Origin of the sequence: Ensifer sp. M14, assembly GCF_003355565.1 — a bacterium.
In the GTDB taxonomy this organism is placed as follows: Bacteria; Pseudomonadota; Alphaproteobacteria; order Rhizobiales; family Rhizobiaceae; genus Ensifer.
Genome location: NZ_QJNR01000014.1, coordinates 523,756 through 540,802 on the forward strand (window position 1 = coordinate 523,756; position 17,047 = coordinate 540,802).

Annotated in this window: 8 protein-coding genes; 4 read left to right on the forward strand and 4 right to left on the reverse strand. The window is 58.8% G+C overall.

Going from position 1 to position 17,047, the window contains the following annotated elements; genetic code table 11:
• Positions 1–6 precede the first annotated feature (6 nt).
• The 3 genes from BLJAPNOD_RS30940 to BLJAPNOD_RS35495 are packed head-to-tail and all read right to left on the reverse strand — an operon-like array spanning position 7 to position 8,955.
• The gene (locus BLJAPNOD_RS30940) at positions 7–6,387 is read right to left on the reverse strand and encodes an FG-GAP-like repeat-containing protein (RefSeq protein ID WP_115422594.1); all 6,381 of its coding nucleotides are present in this window, start codon (positions 6,385–6,387) and stop codon (positions 7–9) included.
• 26 nt (positions 6,388–6,413) lie between these two features.
• On the reverse strand, positions 6,414–7,754 hold the full coding sequence (locus BLJAPNOD_RS36425; RefSeq protein WP_158556197.1) for a hypothetical protein: 1,341 nt from the start codon (positions 7,752–7,754) through the stop codon (positions 6,414–6,416).
• The gene (locus BLJAPNOD_RS35495; RefSeq protein ID WP_158556198.1) at positions 7,744–8,955 is read right to left on the reverse strand and encodes a hypothetical protein; all 1,212 of its coding nucleotides are present in this window, start codon (positions 8,953–8,955) and stop codon (positions 7,744–7,746) included. The genes BLJAPNOD_RS36425 and BLJAPNOD_RS35495 overlap by 11 nt, the downstream gene beginning before the upstream one ends.
• Before the next feature lie 925 nt (positions 8,956–9,880).
• On the opposite strand from BLJAPNOD_RS35495, the gene BLJAPNOD_RS30970 reads away from it, so the two are divergent.
• From BLJAPNOD_RS30970 to BLJAPNOD_RS30985, 4 genes are all read left to right on the forward strand, one after another.
• Entirely contained in the window at positions 9,881–11,251 is a 1,371-nt protein-coding gene (locus BLJAPNOD_RS30970) for a chloride channel protein (protein WP_115422598.1), read from the forward strand.
• A 260-nt stretch (positions 11,252–11,511) separates the two neighbouring features.
• Entirely contained in the window at positions 11,512–12,456 is a 945-nt protein-coding gene (locus BLJAPNOD_RS30975; protein ID WP_244611176.1) for a TAXI family TRAP transporter solute-binding subunit, read from the forward strand.
• A gap of 166 nt (positions 12,457–12,622) precedes the next feature.
• Entirely contained in the window at positions 12,623–14,635 is a 2,013-nt protein-coding gene (locus BLJAPNOD_RS30980; RefSeq protein WP_199566076.1) for a TRAP transporter permease, read from the forward strand.
• 29 nt (positions 14,636–14,664) lie between these two features.
• A complete protein-coding gene (locus tag BLJAPNOD_RS30985; protein ID WP_343215834.1) occupies positions 14,665–14,991 on the forward strand; it encodes a DUF1850 domain-containing protein in 327 nt (108 codons plus the stop codon).
• A gap of 501 nt (positions 14,992–15,492) precedes the next feature.
• Here the strand turns inward: BLJAPNOD_RS30985 and BLJAPNOD_RS30990 are convergent.
• Complete coding sequence (locus BLJAPNOD_RS30990; protein WP_115422601.1) at positions 15,493–15,999, reverse strand: PTS sugar transporter subunit IIA; 507 nt, start codon at positions 15,997–15,999, stop codon at positions 15,493–15,495.
• Between the last annotated feature and the right edge of the window lie 1,048 nt (positions 16,000–17,047).

Genomic DNA, 17,047 nt, shown 5'->3' on the forward strand with positions numbered 1-17,047 from the left:
TGCCGATCAGAACGCCAGGATGAGCAGCAACAGGTCGGGCAATACCTCGCCGAGAACTGCAGTCTCACTGCCGGCGGTAACGACCGCCTCGGTGCTCGCCTCAGTTACGACACCAGTCGTCGTCGCGGCACTCTCGCTGACTTCCGAGCCTGTCGACGCCGATAGGCTGGCCTCCAATCCGCCGGATTCACCCTCAGTGCCGTTAACCACGGACGTTGAGGTGGACACGGCACCATCCGATGACCCGCTTTGAGAGCCGGTTACGACGCTCGGCAACTCGAGACGGCTACCGGGCGACGCACCGAATTCCGCATCCCCAACGGCGTTGCTGCTACCCTCGCTGCTCGTTGCAACAGACTGGCTTTGGCTAGAGCCGCCGCCGTCGATGCCGCTGGCGTCACTGCTCGATCCCTCGCCGTCATCAGCCTGGCTGCCGCTGTCGTCGGATGAAGAGCTGCTGGCATCTGAACTTTGAGTTTCCTCGTCACTGCCATCCAAACCGTTGTCCTGATTGTCTCCACCCCCATCTTGGGCACCTTGCATTGGCTGTATTGGTTGCACCGGTTGAACCTGCTGCATCGCTATCCCGTCGCCGTTACCTCCATCGACGTCGTCGAAACCATCATTGCCATCGTTACCACCTCCGTCGTTCCCACCGTCGCCATTGCCAGCCTGCTGGTTGGCCACACGGCCGCGCCAAAGCTTCAGGCAGGCGGATGTGCCGGCACCTGCTGCAAACAGGCCGCCGATGGTCGTGGCGCCGCCCACGCCGATCGCCGAGAGCTTGTTCTTCTGCAAGGATCCGTCGATCGTCTGCGCAACACCTGCCACGGTGCCGAAAAAACCACCGCCAAGACCGATGATGCAGGCAGGCAAGCCATGGCCGCTTGGATCAAAGCCCCAGGAAGGATTGTTGAGCATGAACGCGTATCGATTTGCGCTGTCATGGCGATAGATGCTTGCAGAATACTGCGTGTCTGGTCGAGTGAACCGGGCAAGCGATGGTTGATAGTAGCGCTGATTGAAATAATAAAGACCGGTGTCGGCATCATAGGGCTGGCCCATGAAGCCGTAATCCGGTGCGTTTGCCGCCCGTTCAATGGGGGTACCGTAGGCATTGTAAAGGAACCAGTCCATCGCAGTTCCGCTGCCGTCGGATGTAAAGGTCAAGCTTTGGCGGGCGTCGGGGTGAAGATATGTCTCCGTCACAGTTTTGCCGTTGGCAAAGTGGCTGTAAGTCGGACCGAGACTACCGTGCAGCACTGTCTCTCCGACCGATATGCCTGCATCTACTGTCTGGCGGAAGAGCGGTGAGAGGTAGAAGTGCTCGGCCCCTTGTAGATCGCGCCGCCACACCCTGACACCGCGGTGGTCATAGGCGAATTCTGCGGTTGCGGCACCGGTTCCGGACACAAAGCTCGCTAGTCTGTTACGACCATCATACGTGCTGGTGAACGTAAGATTGGGCGCCGTCGCTGACAGGAGGTTGCCCATCTTGTCATAGGAAGGGTTGAGGGCTTGGCCGTTGATCGTACTTGCCTGACTCAAGAGGTAGCCGTTGCTCGCCAGGGCAAGATCCGGCGAAGTCGTTAAATTACCGGCATTGTCGTACTCAAAAGATTGCGGGCCGCTAAGCCTGGTGTCGTTGAGCGTTGCCAGACGCGCCGTGTCGAAGGTAGCAGTCCTGGTATAGTTGCTCCATTTGGCCGAAGAGCCCGCGACCTGCAGCGGAAACCCATACGGGTCCAACTGATAGGTCTCACTCAAAAGCAGGGTGCTGCCTGCGGCCGTGGTCAGCTTCGAAACGTTGAAATCGGGTGCGTATTCGAGTGTGGTCGTCACTCCGTTTGCATAATTGATGGTCTGCGGCTGGCCGATAGCTGTGAAGTCCGAGAAGCTGACCTTCGTTACGCCATTGACCGAGTGACTTGCCACTCGTTCCAGGTCATAGGTGAAACCAAGCGTCGTGCCGTCTGGAAGTGTTGTCTGCACCGGTCTTGCCAATGGATCGTACTGCGACCGTTCCGAAAACGTCTGAACAGGGCTGCCAAGCACCAACGTGTTTTTCACGATCGAGCCGTAGGGGTCGTAGGCAAACGTTCGGGTGACGTCGAATTCCTGGCCAGCAACTTTGGCAGAGCCCAATCGGCCGAGCCCATTTGCAGTCGCAGTGCTGTCATAGTCGAATTGAAGGGCGAGGCCGCCGGGATAGGTGACGGCAGTGCGACGACCGAGTCCGTCATATGTGAAGGAAACCGCGCCGTTGGCCTGATTCTTCTTCGCCAACCGGCCGTCGGCACCATAGTCGAATGTCATTTCTCCGAGTGCCGGCAGCGTCTGCTTGGAAATTCTGCCAACGCTATCGTAGGCATAGATAACGGTTGTCGACCCGGCATCAGCCGGCGGTGCGACGGACGTGATCCGTCCGAGAATGTCGCGTTCGTACGACGTTTCGACAAAGGGGGCATCGCTGGTGCGCTCGTCCTGGAAGGTCTGCGTTTCGACCTTCCTGCGGTTTGCGTAGTAGGCAAGGCTCTGTGAACGCGTGGCCTGGTATGGGGTCCCGGCTGCCAGGACCCGGGTGATGCTTTGTCCGGTCTGTGTGGTGGAATAGCTGGTCTGGGACGAGACGTTTTCGACGCTGCCTGCCGATAGCCATGGCGTAGTGGTTGCGTTTGCCCGATCCAGGGGATCATATGTCGTTGTCTCGTACAATATGCTGTCCGAACCCTCGACATAGGGCAGGGCGCTCGTCAGTGTTTGGTTCGCAGCGTTGAAGGTGAGATCCTTGGCCACGCGGCTGAGCTGTCCGCCTTGGCTGGCTTCAGTCATCATACGGAACTGGCGTTCGAGACCATCATACAGAAAAGCGACCGACTGCGTCGACGGCTCTTCGCCCTGTTGTGGCCATTGCGTCAGGTTCGTTCGCGTGACCGCCGGTACGCCGCCTATCCACGCGTGGGAAAACCGGCTGACGGTTGCAAGTTTTGCCGGTCGGGCCGTTTGCGGTGCCGTTATGTAACGCGAAAGGCATGTATCGCTAAGCGCCGTGGGATCCGTACCATCGGGCGCGGGTGCTTGTATTGATTGGCGTCGCCCGAAGCTGTCATAGCAGGTCGCGAACTGGTTTCCGTTGGCATCGATCCGAAGGGACTGTTTGCCGAAACGCGCATCGTAGCCGAATTGCGTGATGAGTGGCGTAACCTCGTTGCCCGGTGGCTGCGATCGCGTCTGAATATAGGTGTTGAATGCCTGCTCGATCGTTGACGTGGTTGTCGTGCCGCCGGGCGCGGTGAGCGAGACCTGGTTACCGAACGCGTCGTAGTCATATTGCGTCGTGAGGAACGCCTGCAGTGTGTCATCCCAAATGCCGCTCGACTTGACATTCATCGCCACGTCATAGGTCCATTGATGCAGTTCGAGATCCTGGCCGGCTGCAAATGCGCCCAGGTTCGTCAGCGACGGGTTGGCGCTGGTCTTCACAAATTGTCGGAACCCGTACCGCCAATTCGCGTGGTCGTTTTGATATGCGGTGTTGGAGTAGACATTGTCGGCGGGATTGATGTCCGCACCGGACTGCGTGACCAAGTTGAGCTTTGCGCTTTGGGTGCGGTTCCCGTAGGTGTCGTATTGGTATGTCTGGCCGATTGAGTGACGATAGCCGCCTGCCTGATATTTGTCCGTCCGCACGGATGACGGGCGCACCATGGTCGCTTGGTAGCCGGCTACGCCGGAGACCTCCGTTGTAACTGCGATGTAGTCGAGATGGTCGACTGAAACCGCGTCCCCGGCTGAGCAGACGTTCGCAACAGATATCGAGCAGGCGACGCTGCGCATTGAGGGTCGGCCGATCAGTGGGAATGCCTGATTGTAGGCAACGGTGGTGGTGCGGCCAATCGACGAGTTGGTATGGCTGCTGCTGGCAAAACCGAGCCATCCTCGCCCGGTGTTGCTGACCTGGCCGTCTTTGTAGAAGTGGGTGACTGCATAGCTGTACGGCGCGCTGGTAATGGCGGGATTGTTGGAGTTGACGGCCTGCGAAACCACGTAGAAACGGCCCGTCAGGTTGGAGCTTGACCGATATTGTGGGAGGGCCGGGTTTTGCGTCATCGGCCGATAACGCTGCAACTTTGCAAGCGCCCCCTGACCCAGTGTCTCCGAGTAGACGACAGGATCCGAGATGGGCTTGTAGGTGATGTCCACTGTGCCCATCGAGGAGCGCTCGATGCCGGTCAAAAGGTCGGGGAAGGCACCGTCCGACAGGCCGACCTGAACCGCGTTCGGAGTAACGGCGAGGACGTCGAGCAGTCCGTCGGCGTTGATGTCGGCGACCAATCGGTTGGTCTGGCTCGCTGATCCACCTTGGGCAAGCCCCAATCCATTGAGCGAACCCTGATTCCAGTTGCCCGCAATAAAGCCCGATCCGTTGGAAAGCGCGATGGCGACCCCACCATCATTGAACCCGATGACGTCGGCGCGCCCGTCGCCGTTGACATCGGACATCATGCGCGGTGTGTCCTTTGTCCAGTCGGGCGCGTTGAAACCCGTCGACCAGGTCTCTGGCGCCTCAAAGCCGGCGCCATTCGACAGGCCGACCGTCACCTGCGTGCCGAAACCGATGATGTCCGACAATCCGTCGCCGTTGACGTCGGACATCATACGCGGTGTATCGGCATCCCAGGCGCTGCTGTCGGCGAAATAGGCATAATTCTGATCCCAGCCCGTCTGGCTGAAGCCGGATCCGGTGGAAAGAGCGACATTGACGGATCTCGTTTGCTGGTTCATTGCGATCGCGTCGCTTTTGCCGTCGCCGTTGACGTCGGCAAGAAGCACGTTGCTGCCTTGCCAGCCCTGCTTGACGCCGAAGTCTGAGAACCAGGTCGTCGGGGTTTCGAAACCGCCTGAAGCCAGAGCCAGGGCAACCTCGATGCCATCGTTGAAGCCGACGATGTCGGCAGCCCCGTCTCCGTTAACGTCGGCCAGATAGCGCGGAGCACCCGCGGTCCAGCCGGCATTTGGCGCGAAGAAGGAAAATGTTCCCGTCGACTTCACGAAAGTGGACGTGGCAGCATCGGCCAATGCGAATTCGACGCCATCGTTGGAAAATCCGACGATGTCAGCAAGCCCGTCACCGTTGATATCGGTTACGTAGCGAGGCTCGTCGCCCGACCAATTGTACTCCGGGCTGAAGTCTTGGAGCCAAGTCGTCGGTGGTGCGTAGCCGCCCGGTTTGGCGAGTGAAACTTGAACGCCGTTTTTGAAGCCGACAATATCGACGAGCCCGTCGCCATTCACGTCCGCTAGCAAGACGGGATTGTCTGTGGCGTCCCAACCGTTTGCGGCAGTGAAGGTTCCCTGTAGCCACGACTGACTGCCACCAAAGGCGTTGTTGCTGTCTTGATAGGTGAAGCGCGACGGCGACAGGCCGGTGGCATTGACATCGTCTGAAGCAAACCGCTGGACCGATGTCAGGCGCGATAGACCAGTCGACGGTGAGCTCTCGTAAGCAAGGCGGTAATTGCTGACAAGGTCACTTGCGAGAAACGCACTCACCGCGCCCAGGCGCAAAGTCGTCTCGGCCTTTCCGCCGCCGACAAAGTTGCGGATCGGATCCGGCCGGACTTCGTAGGCCATGCTGATGGACCGGTTAGCCGCTGTCGCAGGCGACGTCGCCGTGTTGGCACCATAGCTAATCTCGACCGGATAGGCCTGCGTGCCCGGCTGGCCGCTGTTCATCGGATCCAGACTGTAGGAGTAACTGACCAGATTGCCGTTTCGGTCCGTTTGAGACGACAGAAGCCATTCGCGCACCGTTCCGTTGCCGGTCGAGACCGGAACGCGGCTGTCTTGCGTGCCTCCAAAGACCAGGGTCTCACCGTTGGGCTGGCGGACCGTAAACGATTGGGGACCGCTTCCCGCGCTATCGGAGGCCACAACCTGATCCCAGTTGTCGATCTCGGTCCGGTAGACACTGCCGGGCGCGCCATAAGCGCCGGTCATGACGAGAAGGCGCTTTCCATTGAGCGCGAACCGATCCTCGCTCGTATAGGTGATGTCGCCATCGACACCGTCGATCGCGATGATCTTTCGAACCCGGGTAATTTTGGAGAAGCCGTTGAGGTTCCAACCGACGCCCAACAGCCCGTTCTGGCTCGTGCTGTTGTAGCCGAATGAAAGAGAAGGTTCGTAACCCTGGATGCCCGGCGGAATTTCTATTTTGATGTTGTACGTCGCGCTACCCGACGAGGTCACGCTGAAACGCCCTTTGTCGGAACCAGCTTCCTCGCCGGTCGCAGCTGCTGCGACGCGCAGGCCGCCCCCGGGCGCCCCCGTGAGCACAAGGGCAAGCGCCAAGGTCATGCTGCAGAGTTTCTTGAAATGGGTCATGCCGTCCCCCTTAACATTGGTTGTTTTTAGGATTTCATGTCGCCATTGACATGGATGCGCGCGCCCGGACGTCGCCTTCCGGCAAGGCCGGGCAGTCCCATTCGACCGGGCTGGCCTGCCTCCGCGATGACCGTTTGCGATCCAGAACGCATCTGCGGCGAACCAGCCGCACCCTCGCGACCTCCGGGGCCACCGTCGCCACCTCGTCCACCTTCGCTCGAAAGAGCGCAAACCTGCACGAGGTGGGAGCGGTCGGGTGGGCAATCAATGAAAATGTTGGAGGCAATTCCGCCATTTCCACCGTTTCCACCGCGACCGCCACTTCCTCCGTTGCCGCCTGAACCAGTATCGGTTGCAACATCATGGCCGTTTGCATCAACGCGTCCGGAGCGCCCGGCATTGCCGCCACGCCCGCCGTCGCCACCCTTGCCGCCACGACCTCCGTCTCCCCCCCGGCCCGCCTGGCAGAAAAGGTTCAGGGGTGCACTTGCAGCCGAAAAGGTTCGGATGGTGATCTCAGCCGATTTGCACATGCCGCCGGTGCGGCCACGGCGTCCGTTGCCACCATGCGCTGCATTCTGACCGTTGCCACCATTGCACTCATCTCCGGCGACCTTTTCGGCAACAATCGTTCCGAAGATCGAAGCACGCTGTTGCGCGCTGCGTCCGTCGAGACCCGGCAGGCCATCGAACCCGGCGAGACCTTCTGGGCCATCCAGCGGCCCGCTAATGCCGGTATCAACAGGATGGGGCGTTGGGAGAATGCCGATATGATGGTTGTTGACGTCGATCTTGCACGGTTGATTTCCACCGACGACATTCATTTCCTGGACGAGCAGAGAAAACACATTGCCCAGCACCACGATCCGGGCACCCGTGTGCAGCGTCAGCTTGCCGATATTCAAAAGGGTATATAGCTCCTCGCGCTGACCGACGCCCCATTCATCCGCGGTTGCGCTGACGTCGAAGATGGTGCCGGGGGCAAGTTCGAGATGACCTGCCGACACTACCTTCAGGCGGGCAGGAAAATGTTCGCTCATTCTCGCCAGATCCCGCGATGCAATCGGCATGCCGGCGAAAATGTAAGCTTCGCCGCGGTCGTGAACGCCCTGCCAAAGACGCTCACGACCACGCAAATGATCGAAGCATGTCCGTCTCGCTTCCCGCGATTGCTCCGGCGCGTACGACAACCAGAACCGGAGCCCTTCAATGTTTTCCACGCGCAGCCGCGAGATTTCGATCCGGCCCGCGGCAAGCGCTGCGGGATCGTGGCCGGCGGCCGATGCGATCGCATCGAACCCTGGTGCGGGATTTGCAGCCGCAAGCGCCTCTGACAGCCGGCCGGTCCACATGCGATCAGCCCGCATTCGTTATGGATATCGTTCCTGGATTGCCGGTATAGGTACCCTGAGTGCCCACCGTCCCGTTTGTTCCAGGCGAGCCGGCAAGACCTGCGGTGCCGGCGGAGCGATGCTTTCCGCTGCCCGAACCGCCAGCGCCACCCTGGCCACCCCCGCCACCGCTGCCGCCCGCGCCGCCGGTTCCTGCCGGCGCTATGATCCCGCCGTTCTGGACCATATTTTGATTGACGCCGCTTGCCAGCATGACGTTGATCTGGTGCCCATCGACGCCGTTGCCGCCAGGTCCACCGTTGCCGCCACCACCGCCATTGCCGCCATTGCCGCCATTGGCGCTCTGCGTTCCTTCGCAGCCAGATTGGCAACCATCGCCACCGGTTCCGCCGTTGCCGCCAGCCCCGCCACTACCACCTGCCCCCCCTTGGCCGCCCGCTCCCGATTGGGTCTGGATGTAGATCGGGTTCTGTTGGAGGGCGTTGAATGTGAAGTTGGCGGTCAGATTGGGCGTCCCATCGGCACCGCGTTGTCCGTCGCTACCGGCGGCGCCAGGGGCGCCTGCGGTACCGGCGGTTGGATCCTTCGCGCCGGTGCAGATGCCCGGCGAAGGGGTCCCTGAACTGCTGCCGTTTTGACCGTTTGCCGCCTGCGGCTGACTCGTTCCCGGCGTGCCTGTTCCCCCGGCTTTACCGAATATGCCGATTGTGTAGTTGGCTCCACTGCTGCCGCCACTTGCATTGTTGACGACGGTCTGCGCGACGAAGGTTACACTGGTCGCATAGGCGTTGATGTAGCCGCCCTGGTTGATGGTCAAGGTGCCAATATTGAGCGAGACGGGCGAGCTTTCGTCGCCCAATGTCCATTCGGAGCTGATCGTCTTGTCGTTTGCTGAAACAAGCCGAACGGTTGTCGGAAAAACGTGCTTCAGTGCCAGCGCGTCGTCGTGCGACAGCGGCCGATCGGCGTGTACCGCCGCCTCTGCGCGCAGGTAGAGTGCCTCCAGGCTCCCGTTTGCTTCATCCATCAGTTTCGGGTGATCCTTTTCGAACTGACGGGCCCGCGCCTGGCGAACTTCGGCGCTCGCCCCGTCGTGCATCAGGTCGCGAAGCTCCTCCATCGAATGAACCGTGCGAACGGTTTGAATCTCGTCGCCGGCTTTAAGCGCATCAAGGTTGTGGCCAAATTTGGCCGCACGTTCATTGAAGGAAAGCATGCCGTTCTCCCTTGTTTTGGATCTTGGATGGATTTCATGATTTCTACCGTGACGCGTCAGTACGACCACGCCGGGCACAGGCGATGCTAGCGAACGCCTCTAGCGAGCAGACGCACTTGCGCACGCAATTTTCTTGCGTTCAGCAATCGATATCGGCGGGCTCATTGATCAGCGATGAAGGCGATTTGACATTCGGCTCGGCACGCCGAGCGGTATAATTCGTCAATGCTGATTGGCGTCTTCGGGCAGACAAGAGGTGTTCTGCCGTCGCCGCAAGTAGTGTTGCGGGCGCCAACCGAATGCACGTTGTGGTTGGACCATACGCCGGGTTGTGCCGATGCGAACCCTCAATTTCGAGGGGTGCTCGTGGTTATTCGCGGATATGGTGTATTTGGCGGAAAGGCCGCCCCGTTTTAATACCGTCTCAGCACTCCGGCGGAACACGTCGTTCTGGACTGGCTGCTTCGATGGCGGCCAGCGTGAGACTGAACATCCGCACAGGAATGTGGATAAGATGCATGTTCTTGGCTATGCCGCGTTCGCAGCATCAACCAATCCGCCAATCAATAGCAATTTGGTTCTGCGTTTATCGGCTCAGGTGGAGTGCTACGATCGAGATGCCAGACCGATTTTTGGACCGACACGTCCGTGTTGTCGAGGTGTCACGAACGCCGCTGCGCCATTTGCCATTGCACCCCGGCTGTTGCTTCCCGGTCATTCCGATGAATGGTTCCTCAAGACTTGCCAATGCTTGGCCTTGTGCGAGTTCGGATGGCCGGAATTCTGCCTTCTCGGCCATCGATGCTTGCAATGCCAAGGCGAAGCCACGATAAAGGAGCGCAAACACGCGTGGATCAAAGCTTCTCCAAGGCTCGGCTTTGTGCCTACCCGAGGCCCACGTTGCCGTTTCCATCCTGGGCTGCCGATGCGACCGCTTTACCGAAAATCTAAGCTCCTGCGACGCTCCCGCGTTCTGTGGGGTTCCGTTGCTGTCTGGAAACCACGGCTGGTATTTTGGTCTGGGGCACTTGCTATCGGTGTAGTCAGCGTGCTGTTTGCGTACTTGGCGGATCTGGCGCAGCATGTCTTCAACGGCATCAGGTCTTCGGGAGAGTGGGGTTTTCTTCTGCCGATCCTGGTGACGCCCGTTGGGTTCGCACTTTCGGCGTACATCGCCGCAAGGTTTTTCCCCAATACGCAGGGCAGTGGAATTCCGCAGGCAATAGCGGCGCGCCACTTCCGCGACGAAGGTGATCGCGCACGACTGCTGTCGCTACGCATCGCATTTGGCAAGATCGCTTTGACTGTCCTTGGGCTGCTCTCGGGCGCGTCCATCGGGCGCGAGGGGCCGACAGTTCAAGTCGGCGCCTCCTTCATGCTTGCGGCTGCCCGCTTCGGCGGCGTTGCCCATGCCCGCGGGCTCATTCTTGCCGGATCGGCGGCGGGGATTGCGGCTGCTTTCAACACGCCGCTCGCGGGGATTGTATTCGCGATCGAGGAAATGAGCCGAACGTACGAGTCGCGAGCAAATGGTCTCGTGCTGACCGCAGTGATCCTTTCGGGGCTGGCAGCACTCGGGCTCTCAGGAAGCTATACCTATTTTGGAACTGCGTCGGTCGGTCCCTCGCAATTCGGCGACTGGGCGCTGGTGGTCGCTTGCGGCGTGTGCGGCGGTGCACTTGGCGCAGCGTTCAGCGGATTTGCGCTCTACGCAGGTGTTCGCATTCGCCGCTTCGCCCAAACCGCGCCGTTAAAGCGGATGGTGATTTTGGCAGGCGCATGCGGTGTTGTTGTCGCACTGGTTGGAGTGTCATCCAACGGTGCAACGTTTGGAACAGGTTATGATCAGGCCAGGAATGCGATCGAGGGACAAGCACTTCCTCTGCTCTTCTTTGTTCAGAAGCTGCTCGCAAGCTTCGCATCGATGATCTCGGGCATTCCGGGTGGGATCTTCGCACCGTCGCTCTCCATCGGAGCGGGCCTTGGCAGTACTATCGGCTACTTCATGGGCAGCAGTATCGCACTGGCAGCGATCCTTGGTATGGCCGGCTATTTTGCCGGCGTGGTTCAGGCGCCGATGACGGCCTTTGTCATTATCCTCGAAATGACGGGCAACCACGAAGGCGTCATCTCAATCATGGCAGTCTCCATGATTGGTTATGTCACATCGCGTCTACTTTCGCGCGAACCACTCTACCACGGACTTTCGCGGGTCTTCATCGCAGCAACGATCCGAGCCCGGCGGTCGGTTGACAAACAAGCCAACGCGCACGTCAGCGATCAGATCGGTCAGTAGTCCCGCCGACCGTTCAAATGATGCTTCCGGGTCCGCGGCGCCGACAGCCATCCGGTCTCGCTCCCCCCCTTTGCAGGAGAGGTTTCGGTCGTGGGCAAATCAAGCCGGCAGGAGAAGCTGGGCCGAATGTGCGCGTTTGCCGTGCGCCGTCTGTGCCGCACTTACAGTTCGCTTTCCACTTCAAGGCGTTGACGCGTACGACCGATCCACCCATGATGACGGTTGTAAAGGGATTGATCGGGAGGACAATCGTGAGAAAACTGATAGCAAGCACCGTCGCTGCGGGCGCAATTGCACTGGCGGGCTTATCTGCGGTGCCGGCCAGGGCGGATGAGTTCATCAATGTACTGACTGGAGGTACCTCGGGCGTTTACTATCCGCTTGGTGTCGCGCTCGCCAAGATTTATGGCGACGGAATACCGGGGGCACGCACCCAGGTTCAGGCGACGAAGGCTTCGGTCGAAAACCTCAACTTGCTTCAGCAAGGAAAGGGTGAAATCGCTTTCTCGCTCGGTGACAGCGTCAAGATGGCTGCGGAAGGTAATGCGGAAGCTGGTTTTAAGGCACCGCTCGACAAGCTTAGAGGGATCGCCGCTATCTATCCCAACTACATTCAGATCGTCGCCTCTAGAGAGTCAGGCATAAAAACCCTTGCCGATCTTAAGGGCAAAAGTCTCTCGGTGGGCGCTGCCAAGTCTGGAACAGAGCTTAACGCACGCGCGATTTTCGCGGCCGATGGCATGACTTATGAGGATCTTGGAAAGACCGAATATCTGCCGTTTGCCGAATCCGTGGAATTGATGAAGAATCGACAGCTTGATGCGACGCTGCAGTCGGCAGGCCTCGGGGTAGCGTCGCTGAAGGATCTGGCCACATCTGTGGCGATCAATGTGGTGGCGGTTCCAAAGGCTGTCGCTGAAAAACTTGGCGCGCCCTACGTCGCCGCAACGATTCCTGCCAATACCTATGATGGGCAGGCTGACGACACCGAAACGGTCGCTGTCGTCAATTTCCTTGTTACGCGGTCAGACGTTTCAGATGAAACCGCCTACCAGATGACGAAGCTTCTTTTCGAGAACCTTCCTGCGATGACGGCTGCCCACAACGCCGCCACTGCGATCAAGATCGAGGACGCGGTCAAAGGCATGCCTATTCCGCTGCACCCGGGAGCGGAGCGCTATTACAAGGAAAAGGGCCTTTTGTAACCCACACGCACGGCCGCCGGCATGACTGCCGGCGGTCGGTACTCGTTTTCTTGGGGAGGCAGACGGCGTGCTCCATTCAGATGCGGCGTTCGAAAAGTCATCGCGTGAACAAGACGATTTCGCCAGCAGTTTCGGTGAGCGATTTCCCGTAACCATTGAGGGCAGGCTGCTCTTTGCGATCGCGGTTGCGTTTTCGGTTTTTCAGATTGCTACCGCAGCCCACGTCATCGACCTGCCGAGCCAGGTTGTTCGCGCCGTTCATGTCGGCTTTCTGCTGGTCTTGACCTTTCCACTGGTCGCCGCGTCAGCCAGGCGACCCATTGTGGTTCGTGTGCTGGCGTGGCTCCTGGCAGGTTGCGGCGCCTTCGTCGCCGGCTATCAATGGATTGAGTATACAGACCTCATCGTGCGCGCGGGCGACCCGCTGCCGCGCGATATCGTCGTCGGTATCGTTTGCCTGGTAACGGTGTTTGCCGCTTGCTGGATCGCCATGGGCCCAGCCCTGCCGATCATCAGCGGTGCCTTCCTGGCCTATTGCTTGTTTGGCCAATATTTGCCGGCGCCTCTTGACCATCGCGGCTACGACCTTTCCCAGATTGTCGACCACATGGCCTACGGCACCGAAGGAATATATGGCACACCCATTTATGTTTCTTCTTCCTACATCTTCCTGTTCATCCTGTTCGGCTCGTTTCTCGAGAAGGCGGGAATGATCAAGCTGTTTACCGATACGGCACTCGGGCTCGTTGGACATAAGCGGGGCGGAGCCGCGAAAGTCGCGGTCATCTCGTCCGGTCTCATGGGCACAATATCAGGCTCTGGCGTTGCCAACGTGGTCACCACCGGCCAGTTCACGATACCGCTGATGAAGAAGTTCGGATATCGTCCGGCGTTTGCTGGAGGTGTCGAAGCGACGGCATCGATGGGCGGCCAGATAATGCCTCCCGTCATGGGGGCGGTCGCTTTTATCATGGCCGAAACACTCGGCGTCGACTACGCAGAGGTCGTCAAGGCGGCACTGATACCGGCAATTCTGTATTTCATGTCGGCGTTCTGGATGGTTCATCTCGAAGCAGGCAAGCGTGGTCTGGCCGGGTTGCCTAGATCCGAATTGCCGTCAGCTGCTCTTGCGCTTAGGCGGGGTTGGTACCTGACACTGCCGCTTGCCGCACTTATCTGGCTGCTGTTTTCCGGTTACACACCACTCTTTGCCGGCACCGTCGGCCTGGGGCTGACTGCGATGCTCATCCTTGGCGCCAGCGCGGTTCTGGGGCTACCTGGCAGAGCGCTACGTGTTATTTTCTGGATCCTGCTCGGGATCATCGGAGCAGCATTCGTGCGTTACGGCTTTGCTGTCGCATTCACCGCAATCGCTGGCCTCATCGTCTGGAACTCATTTTATGCCGGCGGGCGCAAGACCTTGTGGGCCTGCGTGGAAAGCCTTGGCGAAGGTGCAAGAACCGCGTTGCCGGTTGGTATAGCCTGTGCAATCGTTGGCATTATTGTCGGTACGATGACGCTGACCGGTGTTGCAACGACCTTCGGCCAGTTTGTCGTTTCGGTCGGCCAGACGAGCCTGTTTCTTTCACTGTTGCTGACGATGGTGACCTGCCTGATCCTGGGCATGGGTATCCCGACCATTCCCAACTACATCATCACGTCATCCATAGCGGGGCCAGCTCTGCTATCGCTTGGAGTTCCGTTGCTCGTCAGCCATATGTTCGTCTTCTATTTCGGGATTCTGGCGGATCTGACCCCGCCGGTTGCCCTTGCCTGCTTTGCTGCCGCCCCGATCGCTCGAGAAAGCGGTCTGAAAATCTCAATCGAGGCAATCAAAGTTGCTGCAGCGGGCTTTGTTGTTCCGTTCATGGCTGTCTATTCGCCGGCGCTCATGCTGCAGGACGGCGGACCTCTTGCAGCGTCGATCGGCTATTGGCCAGCTGTTGCCTACATCTGCATCAAGGCAATGATTGCTATAGGTCTGTGGGGGGCTGCGGTGATTGGGTTCTGCATACTGAAGCTCTCGATCGCGGAACGCCTACTGGCTGTGGCTGCGGCCTTCTTCCTCGTCGCTGCGTTGCCCGTGACGGATGAAGTGGGGTTTGCGCTCTCTGCCGTGTTCGTCATCTGGGTTTGGCGTAAAGTCCGACTGACCGCTGCTCTGACCACACTCTCATGAACCTGTGCGTGTTGACAGGGGCAAAACTGATGATGATCGCCACATCCAGCTTCACTCTGCAGTGGACGCATTCGGTCGAGAAGATCGAATGGCGCGAGACCTGGCAAGTCTTGCCCGAAGGGTTGTGGCTGATTGAAGCGGGCGTCAAAGGGTCGGGCGCTGGCATGGAACCGGGGGATGACGCTGTCTACAACAACGGCTGGTGGACGTGGAAACCCAACATTGCCCCCCAACAGCAGCTGGTCCTAGCGGCGTCGGGAGCGACGCCGAGCGGTTGGAAGCTTTGTGCTGAAAACAATTGTCTGGAGCTCGGGCGCAGATCGGGACCTGCCTCCACGATCAGCGTATGTCCCTAGCCGAGTGCTGCGTTGCCGGCTCCCCATACGCGAAACTCACTTATGCGGACGTGGGCGTTACAAGCGAACACCAAACCATCATCGCATGGCGGCCTTGTCGTGCAGCGCAAATCGAGCGACCATAATGCGGGCTTGCTACGCAAACATCCTGCAAGCGAGACCGACTGTTCATTATTCATAACTCCGCAGGACGCTGTAGGGAGAAGGGCATGAAAAAGGACGATAGTTTCGGTGCCATCGAACGAGCAGGCTTCATCATTGGCCTGGCCCTAACCGCTGGTATATATGCACTCGCAATCGGCCCGCTTATATACAATTACTTGTAGAGAGTTGCTGGCTGCGCTCACCTAGAACGGCCGTTGGAAGCCACGCGTCGTTATCGACGGCGTTTCTGTCCGCCGTTGATTTGCTCTCTGCCTCGCCGGGTCAGCTCGCGCGCAATCTCATCGGCTGCGACAACCGTGCGATCAATCAAGTGGTGACGTGGAACTCCATGTGGCCCTACGAATGAAGCAGGCTGGCCCACGTTCTGGCAGCAACTGCCACCGGGGGCGCGCTCTTGCCCGCAAGGGCCTTAAGTACGATCAAGGCCTCAGTTTCGGATTGCGCATGGCGCAACGCCGTCAGCAACTTTTTTGAGCGGAAGAAGCGACAATGTTTGGCCAGGGCTGGCAGAAAACCTTCCTGCTGCTCTTCCGGCCAAATGATTGCAAGGAAAACGTCCACTCGTTCTTCGTCGGGTGCGTTGAATTCAATTGCGCCTCGCAAGGTAACAAGCACCTTCGCTGGTGCCAAAAGGCTCGGAACCAGCGCATGCGGCAAGGCAAATCCCGATCCGAAGCCGGTAGACCCGAGGGCTTCGCGGTTCATCAATTCAGTGAAGATAATTCTCGGGTCCAGCCCCGTTCGCTGTGCCAAATGAGATGCGATTGCCTGAAAGACTGCTCGCGCGTCCTGCGCCGGCACGCCCACAATCAGGTCCTTCTCAAAACAGACTTCTTGGTCCATTCTCCCCTCCTACTGCCTTGTTAACCCCCCACTAGTCCGGTGGTCATCTCATTCGCGCTCCAAACGAATCGCCCATTCGACCAAGTTTGCCTTGGAAAGGCTCTGCTTACAAAGCCTCCCTAAATCGAACTGGCGCATTGGGGCGTTGGTTTCAAGGTCGACTTCGCGCTGTGCCGATCAAATTGCACTCACGTCTTCGTTGTTACAGGGGGCTTTTCGAGGGGCGCACCCGAAAGGCAGGCATTTCACCTCACGGCTTTTTGATGGCGGCTTCTTGTCAATTGTTAGATTACCCCTAAAAATTTATTGATACTCCATGAGGCGTCTGCCAAGCTCTCTCAGGCGAGACGCAAAGTCTGAAGGTCACCATTATTTGACGGTCTCCTCAGATCGGTATTGCAGCGCCTGCGCGAGATTGCCGTGTTATCGATCGAGATGATAAAAAGACGAAAATTGGCCCTCCCATCTCCTAGGGAGGGCCCTTTCGCGGTGCAGTTGCGATAAAGATGAAGATCAGCCCGATCGAGACGCCAGATTACTGCAGGACCCGGCACGAACAGTTTGATTTCGGACATGTTCCGGGTTAGCTTGGACGCACTGTAGTTTGAATTCGAGGCGGCTTGCGCAATGCAGGCCGCTTTTTTTCGGGGCCCGATGTCGTATGGCGGCCTTCAGAAAAGCAAGTGGACGGCGATCAGAGCCAGAAGGGCTAGCAGTCCCCCGATGGCCGCTTGACCTGTGCGCCTTCGGCGTCGCTCTCCACCGCCCCAATCGTAGCTCATGTCCGTCCGGCCTTTTTTGCGATGAAGCAATCATCGTCCGTTGCCATTAACAAACAAAAAACAACAAAACTCCATCTACGTGCATTTGCACCCCGGATCTCGTGCCAAGCTATCTTAGTAGAACAATGATGATCGCCGTTACAACCTGAATGGCGCCAATAAGAAGGCAAAGACAGAATAGTCCGATTGCAAGGGTTCTCTTGGACATGAAGACCATCACAGGTTCCTTACCGCACAGAACGGGTTCCATTCAACGACCTCAGTGG

Coding starts and splice junctions, on each gene's coding strand:
- BLJAPNOD_RS30970 (WP_115422598.1), top strand. CDS start 9,881: ATGCGACCGCTTTACCGAAAATCTAAGCTCCTGCGACGCTCCCGCGTT.
- BLJAPNOD_RS30940 (WP_115422594.1), bottom strand. CDS start 6,387: ATGACCCATTTCAAGAAACTCTGCAGCATGACCTTGGCGCTTGCCCTT.
- BLJAPNOD_RS35495 (WP_158556198.1), bottom strand. CDS start 8,955: ATGCTTTCCTTCAATGAACGTGCGGCCAAATTTGGCCACAACCTTGAT.
- BLJAPNOD_RS30985 (WP_343215834.1), top strand. CDS start 14,665: ATGATGATCGCCACATCCAGCTTCACTCTGCAGTGGACGCATTCGGTC.
- BLJAPNOD_RS36425 (WP_158556197.1), bottom strand. CDS start 7,754: ATGCGGGCTGATCGCATGTGGACCGGCCGGCTGTCAGAGGCGCTTGCG.
- BLJAPNOD_RS30990 (WP_115422601.1), bottom strand. CDS start 15,999: ATGGACCAAGAAGTCTGTTTTGAGAAGGACCTGATTGTGGGCGTGCCG.